Origin of the sequence: Aeromonas sp., assembly GCF_050252055.1 — a bacterium.
Lineage (GTDB): Bacteria > Pseudomonadota > Gammaproteobacteria > Enterobacterales > Aeromonadaceae > Aeromonas > Aeromonas caviae.
On sequence record NZ_JBFWLQ010000001.1, the window covers coordinates 501,347 to 515,213 of the forward strand.

General features: G+C 62.3%; 12 protein-coding genes and 2 tRNA genes. 6 read left to right on the forward strand and 8 right to left on the reverse strand.

The window, feature by feature from the left end; genetic code table 11:
• Window positions 1-13: 13 nt before the first annotated feature.
• From ptsI to cysK, 3 genes are all read right to left on the reverse strand, one after another.
• Complete coding sequence (gene ptsI, locus AB7E19_RS02225; RefSeq protein WP_041213301.1) at window positions 14-1,741, reverse strand: phosphoenolpyruvate-protein phosphotransferase PtsI; 1,728 nt, start codon at window positions 1,739-1,741, stop codon at window positions 14-16.
• Between the two features lie 44 nt (window positions 1,742-1,785).
• Window positions 1,786-2,043, reverse strand: a complete 258-nt coding sequence (locus tag AB7E19_RS02230) for an HPr family phosphocarrier protein (protein WP_005303128.1) — start codon at window positions 2,041-2,043, stop codon at window positions 1,786-1,788.
• Between the two features lie 443 nt (window positions 2,044-2,486).
• A complete protein-coding gene (cysK, locus tag AB7E19_RS02235) occupies window positions 2,487-3,455 on the reverse strand; it encodes a cysteine synthase A (RefSeq protein WP_010673571.1) in 969 nt (322 codons plus the stop codon).
• A gap of 163 nt (window positions 3,456-3,618) precedes the next feature.
• On the opposite strand from cysK, the gene AB7E19_RS02240 reads away from it, so the two are divergent.
• From AB7E19_RS02240 to AB7E19_RS02250, 3 genes are read left to right on the forward strand one after another with little or no spacing between them, the layout of a single operon-like run.
• On the forward strand, window positions 3,619-4,461 hold the full coding sequence (locus AB7E19_RS02240; protein WP_322131444.1) for a MoxR family ATPase: 843 nt from the start codon (window positions 3,619-3,621) through the stop codon (window positions 4,459-4,461).
• A complete protein-coding gene (locus tag AB7E19_RS02245; protein WP_322131443.1) occupies window positions 4,462-5,625 on the forward strand; it encodes a vWA domain-containing protein in 1,164 nt (387 codons plus the stop codon).
• Window positions 5,626-5,680: 55 nt separating this feature from the next.
• On the forward strand, window positions 5,681-6,802 hold the full coding sequence (locus tag AB7E19_RS02250) for a beta-ketoacyl-ACP synthase III (RefSeq protein WP_039039348.1): 1,122 nt from the start codon (window positions 5,681-5,683) through the stop codon (window positions 6,800-6,802).
• 70 nt (window positions 6,803-6,872) lie between these two features.
• Here AB7E19_RS02250 and tsaA read toward each other — a convergent pair whose 3' ends face one another.
• Window positions 6,873-7,577 carry a tRNA (N6-threonylcarbamoyladenosine(37)-N6)-methyltransferase TrmO gene (gene tsaA, locus AB7E19_RS02255; RefSeq protein WP_368222951.1) on the reverse strand — a complete coding sequence of 235 codons (705 nt, stop codon included), beginning with the start codon at window positions 7,575-7,577 and terminating at the stop codon, window positions 6,873-6,875.
• Window positions 7,578-7,882: 305 nt separating this feature from the next.
• Between tsaA and AB7E19_RS02260 the strand changes: the two genes are divergently transcribed.
• Complete coding sequence (locus AB7E19_RS02260) at window positions 7,883-8,878, forward strand: NAD-dependent epimerase/dehydratase family protein (protein WP_427934559.1); 996 nt, start codon at window positions 7,883-7,885, stop codon at window positions 8,876-8,878.
• Window positions 8,879-8,948: 70 nt separating this feature from the next.
• Here AB7E19_RS02260 and AB7E19_RS02265 read toward each other — a convergent pair whose 3' ends face one another.
• The 4 genes from AB7E19_RS02265 to cydD all read right to left on the reverse strand — a co-directional run bounded on the left by AB7E19_RS02265 (window position 8,949) and on the right by cydD (window position 13,336).
• Complete coding sequence (locus AB7E19_RS02265) at window positions 8,949-9,335, reverse strand: DUF488 domain-containing protein (RefSeq protein ID WP_319921413.1); 387 nt, start codon at window positions 9,333-9,335, stop codon at window positions 8,949-8,951.
• Window positions 9,336-9,343: 8 nt separating this feature from the next.
• The gene (gene rcsF / locus AB7E19_RS02270) at window positions 9,344-9,715 is read right to left on the reverse strand and encodes an Rcs stress response system protein RcsF (protein ID WP_010673578.1); all 372 of its coding nucleotides are present in this window, start codon (window positions 9,713-9,715) and stop codon (window positions 9,344-9,346) included.
• A gap of 107 nt (window positions 9,716-9,822) precedes the next feature.
• Window positions 9,823-11,568, reverse strand: coding sequence for a heme ABC transporter ATP-binding protein/permease CydC (gene cydC / locus AB7E19_RS02275; protein WP_427934560.1), 1,746 nt, complete (start codon window positions 11,566-11,568; stop codon window positions 9,823-9,825).
• Window positions 11,561-13,336, reverse strand: coding sequence for a heme ABC transporter permease/ATP-binding protein CydD (gene cydD, locus AB7E19_RS02280; protein WP_427934561.1), 1,776 nt, complete (start codon window positions 13,334-13,336; stop codon window positions 11,561-11,563). Before cydD ends, cydC begins: the two co-directional genes overlap by 8 nt.
• 201 nt (window positions 13,337-13,537) lie before the next feature.
• Here cydD and AB7E19_RS02285 point away from each other — a divergent pair.
• Both AB7E19_RS02285 and AB7E19_RS02290 read left to right on the forward strand, forming a co-directional pair.
• A tRNA-Gly gene (locus AB7E19_RS02285) sits at window positions 13,538-13,611 on the forward strand.
• Window positions 13,612-13,705: 94 nt separating this feature from the next.
• Window positions 13,706-13,780, forward strand: a tRNA-Gly gene (locus AB7E19_RS02290).
• The last annotated feature ends 87 nt before the right edge of the window (window positions 13,781-13,867 follow it).

The following is a 13,867-nucleotide window of genomic DNA, read 5'->3' on the forward strand; positions in this document are numbered from 1 at the left end:
TTTGCAGCCGATCTTAGCAGACTGCCTTCTGCTTAATAAAGTTATCTACGCACGCTTCGATTTCGGCGGCGGTGGCAAAGCTCAGCGCCTGGTCGGCCATGGCCTTCACATCTTCGAAGTTGGTGTTGCGGATAAGCTTCTTGATACGCGGTACAGAGATGGCGCTCATGGAGAACTCATCCAGACCCATACCCAGCAGCAGCAGGGTGGCGCGTTCGTCACCAGCCAGTTCACCGCACATACCGGTCCACTTGCCATTGTCATGGGAAGCGTCGATCACCATCTTGATCAGGGTCAGGACGGAGGGTGACAGCGGGTTGTACATGGCGGAAATCATCTCGTTACCACGGTCGACAGCCAGGGTGTACTGGGTCAGGTCGTTGGTACCGATACTGAAGAAGTCCACTTCCTTGGCCAGATGATGAGCCATCACGGCCGCGGCCGGGGTCTCGATCATGATACCCACTTCGATGGATTCATCAAAGGCTTTGCCTTCGGCACGCAGTTCGGCTTTCAGCGTCTCCACGGTGGCCTTCAGGCTGCGGAACTCTTCGACGGAGATGATCATCGGGAACATGATGCGCAGTTTGCCGAAGGCAGACGCACGCAGGATGGCCCGCAGCTGGGCGTGCATGATGTCGGTGCGATCGAAGAAGATACGCACGGCACGCCAGCCCAGGAAGGGATTCATCTCTTTCGGGAAATTCATGTAGGGCAGTTCTTTGTCGCCGCCGATGTCCATGGTACGGACGATGATCGGTTGATCCGGCATGGCTTCGGCCACTTCTTTGTAAGCCTTGAACTGCTCGTCTTCGGTCGGCAGCGCGTCACGGTCCATGAACAGGAACTCGGTACGGTACAGACCCACGCCTTCGGCGCCGTTGCGGATGGCACCCTCGGTATCCTTGACGGTCCCGATGTTGGCGCACACTTCGACCTGGTGGCCATCCAGAGTGATGGCAGGCAGGTCTTTGAGCTTGGCCAGCTCGTCCTTCTCGGCCTGGAACTGGGCCTGGAACTTCTTGGCTTCGTTCAACTGGTCGGCGGTCGGGTTGATGATGACCTGGTTGTTGATCGCATCCAGCACCAGCATGTCACCGTTCTTGACGCGCTCGGTGATGTCGTTGGTGCCCACGACGGCCGGCAGCTCCAGGGAGCGGGCCATGATGGAGGTGTGGGAGGTACGGCCACCGATGTCGGTGACGAAGCCCAGCACGTATTTCAGGTTGATCTGAGCGGTTTCAGATGGGGTCAGGTCTTTGGCGACCAGGATGACCTCTTCGTCGATGGTGCTCAGGTTGACAACGGCGATGCCCAGTACGTTCTTGACCAGACGGGTGCCGATGTCACGGAAGTCGGTGGCGCGCTCACGCAGATAGGGGTCATCCAGATCGGCCATCATCTTGGCGTACTGTTCGATCACCTCGTGAACGGCTCTGTCGGCAGAGGCCTTGTGTTCTTTGATGAAGGATCTGATATCCCCTTCCAGCTCTTCATCTTCGAGCAGCATGATGTGGCCTTCGAAGATGGCCTCTTTTTCTTCACCGAAGGTGCGACCGGCCATCTCTTTGATGGCTTCCAGCTGTGCGGCTGACTTGGTGCGGGCTTCGAGGAAGCGGTTGATCTCGGCATCAATCTGTTCGGCGGGAATCTTGCCCTGATTGATAACGATTTCATCTTCTTTCAGAAGAAGCGCCTTGCCGAATGCGATACCGGGGGACGCAAGAATGCCAGATATCATAATCCTTCCTATTAAAACGACTGTGGGGGAGGAATAAAGCTGGATTACTCCAGCTCGTCCATCAGGGCAACCAGCTTCTCAACGGCTTTCTGAGCGTCCGGGCCGTCAGCCTGGATGGTCACGTTGGTGCCTTTGGTCAGACCCAGGGTCTGGAGCTTGAACAGGCTCTTGGCGCTGGCGGATTTGCCACCGGAGACCACAGTGATCTCGCTTTGGAATTCTTTGGCTTCTTTCACGAACTGAGCTGCAGGACGGGTGTGCAGGCCGTTTTCAGCAGTAATAACAACAGACTTCTCGTACATGGTTTCACCCCATATTATTGATATTGTTTGGAGAGATGGTCGCCAATGAGGCTTCCTGTCTCACCGTGTCAGTATGGATATGTTGTAAAGTAACGAAATCAGACCTGCAATGGTTTAATCCAGGTCAATTTTCTGTGCAGTATTCGGCGTCGTGGCCAGGTATTTTTTCGCTATCAGGCTGCAAGCCGCGTCAGGACTGGCCTGAAATTATTTTATAACGAAAAATAACACTTTGTTACCTTGTGATACCTTGCCAGCAAACACCTCGTGACGCCGCACAGGATATGAGATTTATCACAGAATGTCTGCTTTTTTTGTCATATCCAATTTTGTTATTTTACCCCAAAAAATAAGGGGCCGAGTGGCACTGGTGGCTAGAGAGTTTAGCGCATAATGAAAACGGCGCTCCGAGGAGCGCCGTCGTTTTGGTGTTGGCTGATCAACTACTGCTGCAATTCCTGCTCGCTGAACACACCGGCGAAGAGGGCGCTGGAGAGGTAACGCTCGGCGGCGCTTGGCAGGATGACGACAATCGTTTTCCCTTCGAACTCCGGCTGCTCGGCCAGACGGTTGGCGGCGACCACGGCAGCGCCGGAGCTGATACCGGCCAGGATCCCTTCCTCTTCCATCAGGCGGCGGGCCATCTCGATGGCTTCGTCACTGCTCACCTGCTCGACGCGGTCCAGCAGGCTCAAATCCAGGTTGCCCGGGATGAAGCCGGCGCCGATGCCCTGGATCTTGTGCGGACCCGGTTTGATCTCTTCACCCGCCAGTTTCTGGCTGATGACGGGAGATTCGCTGGGCTCGACCGCCACGGAGACGATGGCCTTGCCTTTGGTCTTCTTGATGTAGCGGGAGACCCCGGTGATGGTGCCGCCGGTGCCGACGCCCGCCACGAACACATCCACCTCGCCATCGGTGGCGTCCCAGATCTCGGGGCCAGTGGTCTGCTCGTGGATTTCCGGGTTGGCCGGGTTTTCAAACTGTTGCAGCAGCACGTACTTGCCCGGCTCGGATTCGAGGATCTCGTTGGCCTTGGCAATGGCGCCCTTCATGCCGAGGGGACCTTCGGTCAGCACCAGGTTGGCACCCAGGGCCTTGAGCAGCTTGCGGCGCTCGAGGCTCATGGTGGCCGGCATGGTCAGGGTGATGGGATAGCCGCGGGCCGCAGCCACGAATGCCAGGGCAATGCCCGTGTTGCCGCTGGTGGGCTCGATGATCTCCTTGCCCTTGGTCAGCACGCCGCGTTTCTCGGCATCCCAGATGAGGTTGGCACCGATCCGGCACTTGACGCTGAAGCTTGGGTTGCGGCTCTCGATCTTGGCCAGCACGCGGCCCTTGGTAACACGGTTGAGACGAACAAGCGGGGTGTTGCCTATGGTCTGGCTGTTGTCCTCAAAAATTTTGCTCATGGTGCTATCCCTGTGTTTGTTAAGGCGATGAAACAAGATTACCCTGTGGTTTCTGAATGAGAAGTGACGAATCGTTATAACAATATGTTATTACAACATATAGAACTTATTCTCTCTTGCCGAGGGGGCTCCCGCTGCCTGGGCATCCAATGGAAGGGATCTCATGGGATTTGCAGGAAGCGACCGCTATCTCGCATCACAGGCACTGAAGATGGCCATCGATGCCGCCATCGTGCTGGAGAAGCCGCTGCTCATCAAGGGGGAGCCCGGTACGGGCAAGACAGTGCTGGCGGAGGCGGTGGCCGAATCCCTGGGCGCCGAGCTCATCAGCTGGCACATCAAGTCCACCACCAAGGCCCAGCAGGGGCTCTACGAATATGATGCCGTCGCCCGGCTGCGAGACTCCCAGCTCGGCGACCCCAGGGTAGGGGAGATAGGCCACTACATCCGCCGGGGCAAGCTGTGGCAGGCCTTCAGCGCAGATCAGCGGCCAGTGCTGCTTATCGATGAAATCGACAAGGCGGACATCGAGTTTCCCAACGATCTGCTGCTGGAGCTGGATCGGATGGAGTTCGATGTCTACGAGACCGGCGAGCGCGTGAAGGCGCGCCAGCGCCCCGTGGTCATCATCACCTCCAACAACGAAAAAGAGCTGCCGGACGCCTTCCTGCGCCGCTGTTTCTTCCACTACATCCGCTTTCCCGACAAGGCCGAGATGCAGGCCATCGTCAAGCTCCACTACCCAAACCTCAAGGAGAGCTTGCTCGGTGAGGCGATGGATCTCTTCTTCGAGCTGCGTGCGGTAGAGGGGCTGCGCAAGAAGCCGTCCACCTCCGAGCTGCTGGACTGGATCCGGCTGTTGTTGGCCGACGACATCGCCCCCGAAGCCCTGCGCACCCGTGAGCCCGGCAAGCTGGTGCCCGCTCTCTACGGTGCCCTGCTCAAGACGGAGCAGGACTTGCACCTCTTCGAGAAGCTCGCCTTTCTGGCGCGCCGCGGCGGCTGAATGCTCATCGACTTCTTCCTTCACCTGCGCCGCCACAAGCTTCCTTGCAGCCTGCGGGAGTTGCTCGACCTGCACGGGGCGCTGGCAGCCAGACTGGCCAGCCTCGACATGGACGAGTTCTACCAGCTATCCCGCTGCCTGCTGGTGAAGGATGAGGCGCACTACGATCGCTTCGATCGCGCCTTCGCCGAGTATTACGAGGGATTGGCCGCCATCCCCCTGTTGCCGGAGAGCCTGCCTGACGACTGGCTGCGCAAGGAGTTCGAGCGGCTATTGAGCGCCGAGGAGAAGGCGTTGCTCCAATCCCTTGGCGGGCTGGACAAGCTGCTGGAGACCCTCAATCAGCGGCTAAGCGAGCAGAAGGAGCGTCACGCCGGCGGCAACAAGTGGGTCGGCACCGTGGGCAGCAGCCCGTTCGGTCACGGCGGCTATCACCCGGAAGGGATCCGCATGGGGGGAGAGGGCCGGCACGGGCGGGCGACCAAGGTGTGGGAAGCGCGCCACTTTCGCAACTTCAGTGACGACTCGCCCCTGGGGCAGCGCGCCATCCAACTCGCCCTGCGCAAGCTCAGACGCTGGGTGCGCCGGGGCAATCCCGACGAGTTGGATCTCGACGACACCATCCAAAGCTCGGCCAGGCAAGGCTGGCTCGATGTGAAGCTGCGGCCCGAGCGCCACAACGGGGTCAAACTGCTGGTCTTCTTCGACGTAGGGGGCTCCATGGATGCCCATGTGGCCGAGGTGCAGCGCCTCTTTTCGGCCCTGCGCCACGAGTTCAAGCACCTGGTGTTCTTCTATTTTCACAACTGCCTCTACGACTTCGTCTGGCAGGACAATGCCAGGCGCCTTGATGATCGGTTCGATACCCTGCGGCTGCTGCGCACCTATGGCAGCGACTACAGGGTGATGGTGGTGGGGGATGCGAAGATGGGCCCCTATGAAATCACCTGGCCAGGTGGCAGCGTAGAGTACTGGAACGAGGAGCCCGGCCAGGTGTGGCTCGGGCGCCTGCAACAACATTTCCCCAAGATGGTGTGGGTCAATCCGCTGCCAAGGCAGGAGTGGCTGTGGCACCCCTCCATCAAGTTGATGAACGAATTGATCGGCGGGCGGATGCACCCGCTGACCCTGGCGGGTCTGGCTGCGGCCATCGACCAGCTGTGACCCTCTGAACCCTAAAAAACAGACAAGCCGGGATTGCACCCGGCCAGGAGCAAAGATGACCTCTATCGTAATCAGTGGCTCAGGCCTCTATACCCCTCCCTTTGCCGTCAGCAATGAAGCGCTGGTGGCGGCCTTCAACCAGTACGTGGATCTCTACAACGAGGAGAACGCCTCCGCCATCGATGCAGGGCAGCTGCCTGCCAAGCAGCACTCGAGCTGCGAGTTCATCGAGAAGGCCTCCGGCATCAAGAGCCGCTATCTGGTGAGCAGCGAGGGGGTGCTGGATCCCGACATCATGCAACCGCTCATGGCGGAGCGCCCGGACGATCAGCCCTCCATCATGGTGGAGATGGCGGTGGCGGCCGCCGAGCAGGCGCTGATCGCCGCCGGTCGTGAACCGGGGGAGATCGATCTTGTCATCGTCGCCGCCTCCAACATGCCGCGCCCCTACCCGGCGCTGGCCATTGAATTGCAGCACTATCTCGGCGCCAGCGGCCTGGCATTCGACATGAACGTGGCCTGCTCTTCCGCCACCTTCGGGATCAAGACCGCCGCAGACATGCTGGCGGCAGGCACCGCCCGGCTGGCGCTGGTGGTCAATCCGGAGATCTGCTCGGGTCACCTCAACTTCCGCGATCGGGACAGTCACTTCATCTTCGGCGACGCCTGTACCGCCGTGCTGCTGGAGCGGGAGGCCGATTGCCAGGTGGCCAACCCCTGGCAACTGGTGGCCAGCAAGCTGGTGACCCAGTACTCCAACAACATCCGCAACAACTTCGGCTTCCTGAACCGGCTCAGCCCGCGCACCCGCTACGGCGACGACAAGCTGTTCCGCCAGCAGGGGCGCAAGGTGTTCAAGGAGGTGCTGCCCCTGGTGTGCGATCAGATAGCCTCCCAGCTGGCGGAGCAGGGATGGGCGGCCGATGGCTTGAGCCGGCTCTGGCTCCATCAGGCCAACCTCACCATGAACCAGTTCATCGGCCGCAAGTTGCTGGGCCATGACGCCAGCCAGCAGGAGGCGCCTGTCATCCTCGATCGCTACGGCAACACCAGCTCGGCGGGTTCCATCATCGCCTTCCACCTCTTCAACCAGGATCTGCCGAGCGGGGCTCGCGGGGTGCTCTGCTCCTTTGGTGCCGGTTACTCCATCGGCAGCCTGCTGTTGCAGCGGCGCTGAGCACCCTGTTTTGCCCATAAAAAAGCCACCCGGGAGGGTGGCTTTTTTCATGCTGCCCGAGAGGCTTTTTTCAAGCGGGTTCGATGGCCAGTACCTGACATTGCGGCTCTTTTATCTGAAATCGCACGTTCACATCGAACAATCTGACACCGTACACCTTGTCATCCGGCTTGCCCTTCTTGTAAGCAGGGCGGGGATCCTGAGCCAGCACCTCCCTCACCAGTTCACGCAGCTCCGGGTGGGCCTTGAGCCAGGGGGCGAGCTGCTGCTCGGCCTGGGCGCTGAAGCTCACCGCCAGCGGCGGGGTGGGGGCATCGGGGGCGAAACCGCCACGGGCGTGGGGCAGGCTGTCGGCATAGGGGACATAGGGCTTGATGTCGACGACGGGGGTGCCGTCGAGCAAGTCCACGGCGCCCAGCTCGAGCCAGAGCTTGCCGCGCTCACGTCCCACCCCGTGCAGCTCGACCACGGAGAGGCCAAGGGGGTTGGGGCGGAAGGTGGAGCGGGTGGCAAAGACCCCGACCCGCTGGTTGCCGCCGAGGCGCGGCGGGCGCACCGTCGGGTGCCAGCCCTGATCCATGGTCTGGTGAAACACGAAGCTGATCCAGAGATGGGAAAATTGCTCGATGCCGCGCAGCGCATCGGGCTGATCATAGGGAGGAAGCAGTTCGAGGCGAGCGCGAGCCGCGCTGACTAGGCCGGGCTGGCGGGGTATGGCGAACTTCTCCTTGTAGGGAGAGCGGATGATCCCTAGGGTATCGATATCGAACTTCATGGCGGATCCTGGCTGAAAACCCGGGCAATGTAGCACAGGCACGCCGAAAACGCAGGGGGAGTACCAGGACGCAGCCCCTGTGATCCCGATCGCAGACCCGGAGCCCGGGGGCTGTGTCCTGGTGCCAACTTGCGTAGGGTGGGGCGGCAAAAGGGGTGGCGGGGGAGCGGACAAGGAATCTGCTGCCCGCACCATGACGATATGCCTGGCGGCATCAGGGCGTGTGCTCACCATGCCAGGCCATGGCCGTTTCGGCTGCCCGTGGAGGGGCTGCAAGGAGAGGGCGCCATAGAGGAGAGACAGGGATGAAATTGTTGATTGTCGGCGGCACCGGCTTTCTGGGTCGCCACCTGACCACGCTGGCCCTGGATTGGGGGCACGAGGTGACGCTGTTCAATCGCGGCCACCGCCAGCACCCGGATTGGCGGGAGCTGACCCAGCTTCACGGGGACAGAGACGGGGACCTGGCCCCCTTGCGGGGCGAAGGGCGGCACTGGGATCTGGTCATCGACACCTGCTGCTATCGCCCCGAACAGGCCGAAGGGCTCTCTGACGCCCTGCTGGGGCGCTGCGATCGGCTCATCTTCATCTCCACCATCAGTGTCTATCGCGATTTTTCCCAACCCGGCATGGATGAGTCGGCCCCCCTGCACGAGATGGCAGGAGCGCCCACCGACTACGGCCCCCTCAAGGTGCTGTGCGAGTCGGTGTATCGCGCCCGCTGGGGAGATCGCCTGTGCACCCTGCGCCCCGGTGTGCTCTGCGGCCCCTTTGACCCGACAGCTCGTCTTGCCTGGTGGGTGAGGCGGGTGCAGCGGGGCGGGCTCTGGCTCTTGCCGGGGCTGGGGGAGGACAGGCTGCAATACCTGGATGTGCGCGACTGCGCCGAGTTCGTGCTGCGGGCTGCCGAGCAGCGACTCGCTGGGTGCTTCAACCTGATCAAGCCCGGCATTGCACTGAACGACTGGGTGGAGCGCCTCGCTGCCCGGCTGACGCCAGTGACCCCCTTGCAGCTCGAGTGGGCTCCCTGGTGTGACCTGATGGCGGCAGGGGTGGCGCCCTGGCAAAGCTATCCCACGCTGCTGCCAAACGAGCTGCCCGAGTATGCAGGGTATGGCACCATCAGCGCCGAGGCCGCCATCGTCCATGGGCTGAACTTTCGCCCTCTGGAGGAGACGGTTGACGATCTGGTGGTATGGCTTGCCAGCAACCCCCGGGGGCCGCTGCCAGGCATGACCCCTGATGAGGAACAGGCCCTGCGACGACGGGGGGCGCTTCCCCTGTCATCGAATGCGTACTAGCTGACCTCATAAAGAAGAGGGCACCCCGGGGTGCTCTCTTCTCATGTGGAGTGTTCGTCCATGACGGGGCTCAGCGCAGCAATGCCCCCGCGTCGGTCAGCAGGGTCTTCAGCACACTGCGATGGCAGCGGGACTCCTGTTCGCAGTAGCACCCCACCGAGAAATGGGTGGTGTGGGAGAGGGCGGCCAGCAGGGCCAGATCGTGCCTCGCGGCCGGGGCGGCCATCTCGGCCTTGTACTGCTTGCAGAAGGCGGTCCACCGGGCCGGGGTGTCGGCAGTCTGACCGAGTTTCATGGTCTCGGCGCTGGGGGCCAGATTGGGGAACCAGACGTCGTACCAATCCTGGCTGGCGAACGCCGCTTTGGGCACGCCGCGAGGGGGGCGACGCACGGTGCCGATGCGAAGCCCCTCATCCTCGAGGCGGGGGCTGCCGAGTCGCACGATGGCGATCGCCATGGCAGGACTTACTTCTCTTCGGCCACTTTCAGCGCCTGACCGTAGCAGATCACCTGCTTCAGGCAGCCGGGCACGTCGCTGAACTCAGCGCACTTGTCGAAGCTGACGCCGTTGCCCCCCATGTCCGCCACGCGGCGGCGGGCCAGGGTGCGGGCTTCACCGGCATTGGGCACCGCCTGATTGGCATCGCTCTGGCAGGATTCCCCCTCGACAGTGCCGAGATAGAGGTAGTTGAGGTCGGCGAGCTCGCTCTGCTCGTAGATCCGCACGCTCCCCGGCTTGAAGTACTCGTCGAAGTTTTCCTTGTCCAGATTGCTGTTGAAGGCGAAGTCGGCGCAACCGGAGGCAATCAGGGGCATCATCAGGATCAGGCGTTTCATATCGGCATCTTGTTGGGTGGCGAGTGGGCCATTATAGGGGGCAGTCGCCGATGGCGACCAGCCCCATTTTTAGCCATATCAATGGATTGTAGCGAGACGATCCCGGATCAGGCGGGGGCCAGCCGCCGGTGCAGGCTGCGGTAGTGATCATCTTCCAGCAGCTCCTGGTGGGGGGCACACAGACGGATGCGACCCTCTTCCATCAGGGCTACCCTGTCCATCCGTTCCAGCCCCAGCAGGCGGTGGGAGATGAGCAGCAGGGTGCGATCCGCCCCCAGGGTCAGCAGCAGATCCATGATCTCCCGTTCGGTCTGGGTATCGAGCCCTTCGGTGGGCTCGTCCAGCAGCCAGAGCGGTGCATCGTGGAGCAGGGCGCGGGCGATGCCGATGCGGCGGCGCTCCCCGCCGGAGAGCGGACGCCCGCCATCCCCGAGCCAGGCATCCAGTCCCTGTTCGGCCTGCTCACCCTCATCGCGCAGCAGAGTCCCGAGCCCCACCTGTGTGAGCACCTCGATGAGCCGTTCGTCGCTGGCTCCGGGGGCGGCCAGGGTGAGGTTGCCACGCAGGGTATCGGCAAACAGGTGGACCCGCTGGCTCACCACGGAGCAGGAGGCGCGCAGCGCCTCTTCGCTGTAATCGGTGAGGGGCTTGCCATCGAGCAGGATCTCCCCCGATAGGGCCGTCCATTCCCGGGTCAGCAACCCCATCAGGGTGGACTTGCCACAGCCGGTCTGCCCCAGCAGCGCCAGCTTCTCCCCGGCATGCAGTTGCAGGGTGCACCCTTGCAGCACGGGAACATCCTGGCCTAGATAGGTGAAATGCAGGTCGTTTATCTGCACGGCACCCCGGGCAGCGGGGGCTTGCTGTGCTCCCCACTCCGGCGCCTTGGCCTCTTGCAGGATCTCGTTGAGACGGCGGGCGGAGGTGAGGCTGGTGGAGAGGTGCTGGAAGGCACCGGCCAGCGGCAGCAGCGCCTCGAAGCTCGCCAGGGTAGCGAACACCATGAGTGCCGTGATGGGGTCAGGGGCACTGCCACCGACGCCGTGACCGGCCAGCCAGAGCATCAGGGTCAGAGTCCAGCCGCTCAGCAATTGCACCGAGAAGGCGGCCAGGCCGCTGACGCGGGCCATGCGGGCCTGGGCCCGGATCAGGGCCTGCTCCGCCTGCTGCAATCCGGTGAGCGCCTCGGGAGCGGCGGCGAACATCTGCAGTTCGGCCTGGCCGTCCAGATAGTCCACCATGCGGGTGCGCAGGTTGGACTTCTCGGCGATGAGCTGGCGGCCCGGTGCGCGCCCGGCAAAATAGAAGACCAGGGGCAAGGCCAGCATGCCAAAGAGCAGAATGGCTCCCAGCGTCAGCGCCAGGCGACCATCGAAGAAGGAGAGGAAGAAGACCAGCCCGGCGCAGCTCAGCAGCGCCGCCCCAATGGGGGTGATGAGGCGCAGATAGACGTGATCCATGGCATCGATGTCGGCCACCAGACGGTTGAGCAGGTCAGCCTGGCGAAAACCGGCAAGGGAGCCGGGGGAGAGAGGGGAGAGCTTTTGCCAGAACCAGACCCGCAGCCGGGTCAGCACCCGGAAGGTGGCGTCGTGGCTCACGACCCGCTCGCCCCAGCGACTGGCGGTGCGCACGATGGAGAAGAAACGCACGCCCCCCGCAGGGGTCATGTAGTTGAAGGTGTCTCGGGTGGCGACCGCCAGCCCGGCGACGGCGGCGGCGGAGAGGAACCAGCCGGAGAGGGAGAGCAGGCCCATGCCGGCCACCAGGGTGACCAGGGCCAGCAGCAGGCCGATGGAGAGGCTGAGCCAGTGCTGGCGATAAAGGCGCAGGAACGGCAATAGATCAGTCATCGAGAGAGTCTCCGAAACCTTGGGATTGCGACAGGAGGCGGGCGAAGGGGCCCTGGGCCTCGCCGAGTGCGGCAAAACGTCCCTGCTCCACCAGCTTGCCGTGCGCCAGCACCAGGATGTTGTCCATCTGGCTGAGCTGATCGAGGCGGTGGGTGATCATCAGCAGGGTCTGACCTTGTGCGGCCTGCTCGAGGGCGCTCATGACGGCCCGCTCAGAATGGCGATCCAGGCTGGCAGTGGGTTCATCCAGCACCATCATCTGGGTCGTCTTGAGCAGGGTGCGGGCAAGGGCGATGCGCTGGGCCTGGCCGACGGAGAGACCGCCCGCCTGATCCCCGACCCGATAGTCCAGCCCTTTCTCATTGACGAACTCCCAGGCCTGGGCGCGCTTGAGCGCGGCTTCCAGCTCGGCGTCGCTGGCGGATGGTCTGGCCAGCAGCAGGTTGTCCCGCAGGGAGCTGTGGAAGAGTTGGGGATTCTGGGAGAGCCAGCCTAGCTGCTGGCGCCACTGGCTGATGTCCAGGGTACGAAGCTCCACTCCGTTGACGTACAGGGAACCGCGATAGGGGGCAAAACCGAGCAGGGCATTGACCAGGGAGCTCTTGCCCGCGCCGCTGATGCCGACCAGGGCGGTGCGCGTGCCGGCTTCCAACGTGAAATCGAGGGGACCGACCAGCACCTTGCCCTCGGCGCTCAGCACTTCCAGGCTGCGGGCTTCTACCTTGACGGGGCCATCCGCATGGAAGGGGAGCGTCCCGGAGGCGGGTTCGCTCACGTCGGCCTCGAGAAATTCCAGCAGTTGTTCGGCGGCGCCAATGGCCTGTGCCTTGGCGTGATAGTGGGCACCGAGTTCCCGCAGCGGCGCGTAGAACTCGGGGGCGAGGAAGAGCACGAACAGGCCGGTAAAGAGGGTGACCTTGACGCCATAGCTGCCAAAGTTGAGGTGATCGATGTAGGAGAAACCGAAGTAGACGGCCACCAGGGCCACCGCGATGGCGGCGAAGAACTCCAGCACGGCCGTGCTCAGGAAGGCGAGGCGCAGCACCTCCATGGTGCGCTCGCGAAAATCTTCCGATGCATCGCGGATGGCCTCCCCTTCCGCCCGGGTGCGCATGAAAAGCTGCAGGGTGCGCAGCCCCTTGAGGCGATCGAGGAAGTGGCCTGAGAGGCGCGCCAGCGACTGGAAGTTGCGGCGGTTGGCATCGGCGGCGCCCACCCCTACCAGGATCATGAAGAGGGGAATGAGGGGGGCGGTGCCGAGCAGAATGAGGCCCGCCGCCCAGTTGACCGGGAACACGGAGACCAGGATCACCAGGGGAATAAAGACGGCGATGGCCATCTGGGGCAGATAGCGGGAGAAGAAGTCCTGCATCTCTTCGATCTGCTCGAGCAGCAGGCTGGCCCAGCTACCGGCGGGGCGACGCTGGATATAGGCAGGGCCGAGCCTGGCGAGGCGGGTGAGCACCAGCTCGCGGATGGCCTGGCGCACCGCACTGCCCGCCTTGAAACTCGCCACCTCGCGGCCATAGGCCAGGGCCGCCTTGGTCAGGGTCACCAGCAACAGACTGATGAAGAGGGGAGCGGAGTGCTCCGGCGTGGAGCCTTCGATGATGAAACCGTGCAGCAGGGTCGCCAGCAACCAGGCCTGCATCACCATCAGGACGCCCTGACCCAGCCCGAAGGCGATGGAGATGCCGATCCAGCGCCGACCATGGCCCGATTGTTTGCGCAACCAGCCATAGAGATGTTTCTGTCTGTTCTTGTCCATTACCACCCTCCTCAAACGAGTGGCGCAAGACTATCGTCGCCCCCACGGCTTGGCAACCTTGCAGAACCGGGCGGAGGAACATCATTGTGTGAAAAATCGGCTTCATGCTCATTAGTTGGCCGAACAGCTTGATTTATGGCAAAAAATGCGAGGTCGGTGATTGCGCTCGGCGGCAAAATGCATATAGTAGAGGCCACTGACGCGGGTGTAGTTCAATGGTAGAACGGTAGCTTCCCAAGCTGCATACGTGGGTTCGATTCCCATCACCCGCTCCACATTCCAGATAGCGGCACGCGCCGTTGTCCATATCAGCCAGATGGCTGTCTGTCGTGGGGATTCCCCATCACACCAAGTACGTTTTGATGCCTAGCGGGCATCGTATAATGGCTATTACCTCAGCCTTCCAAGCTGATGATGCGGGTTCGATTCCCGCTGCCCGCTCCAGTCTTCACACAAAAAGCCCACTCCTGCGAGTGGGCTTTTTGTTGTGCATTTTTCGAGGGGGCAAGTTGCCTGGGGGGAGCCTTGCAG

Bases quoted from the DNA above. Each gene is read 5' to 3' on its own strand.
- cydD (WP_427934561.1), bottom strand. From the start codon at position 13,336: ATGGACAAGAACAGACAGAAACATCTCTATGGCTGGTTGCGCAAACAA.
- AB7E19_RS02265 (WP_319921413.1), bottom strand. From the start codon at position 9,335: ATGGCGATCGCCATCGTGCGACTCGGCAGCCCCCGCCTCGAGGATGAG.
- AB7E19_RS02260 (WP_427934559.1), top strand. From the start codon at position 7,883: ATGAAATTGTTGATTGTCGGCGGCACCGGCTTTCTGGGTCGCCACCTG.
- tsaA (WP_368222951.1), bottom strand. From the start codon at position 7,577: ATGAAGTTCGATATCGATACCCTAGGGATCATCCGCTCTCCCTACAAG.
- cydC (WP_427934560.1), bottom strand. From the start codon at position 11,568: ATGACTGATCTATTGCCGTTCCTGCGCCTTTATCGCCAGCACTGGCTC.
- AB7E19_RS02240 (WP_322131444.1), top strand. From the start codon at position 3,619: ATGGGATTTGCAGGAAGCGACCGCTATCTCGCATCACAGGCACTGAAG.
- AB7E19_RS02230 (WP_005303128.1), bottom strand. From the start codon at position 2,043: ATGTACGAGAAGTCTGTTGTTATTACTGCTGAAAACGGCCTGCACACC.
- ptsI (WP_041213301.1), bottom strand. From the start codon at position 1,741: ATGATATCTGGCATTCTTGCGTCCCCCGGTATCGCATTCGGCAAGGCG.
- rcsF (WP_010673578.1), bottom strand. From the start codon at position 9,715: ATGAAACGCCTGATCCTGATGATGCCCCTGATTGCCTCCGGTTGCGCC.
- AB7E19_RS02245 (WP_322131443.1), top strand. From the start codon at position 4,462: ATGCTCATCGACTTCTTCCTTCACCTGCGCCGCCACAAGCTTCCTTGC.
- AB7E19_RS02250 (WP_039039348.1), top strand. From the start codon at position 5,681: ATGACCTCTATCGTAATCAGTGGCTCAGGCCTCTATACCCCTCCCTTT.
- cysK (WP_010673571.1), bottom strand. From the start codon at position 3,455: ATGAGCAAAATTTTTGAGGACAACAGCCAGACCATAGGCAACACCCCG.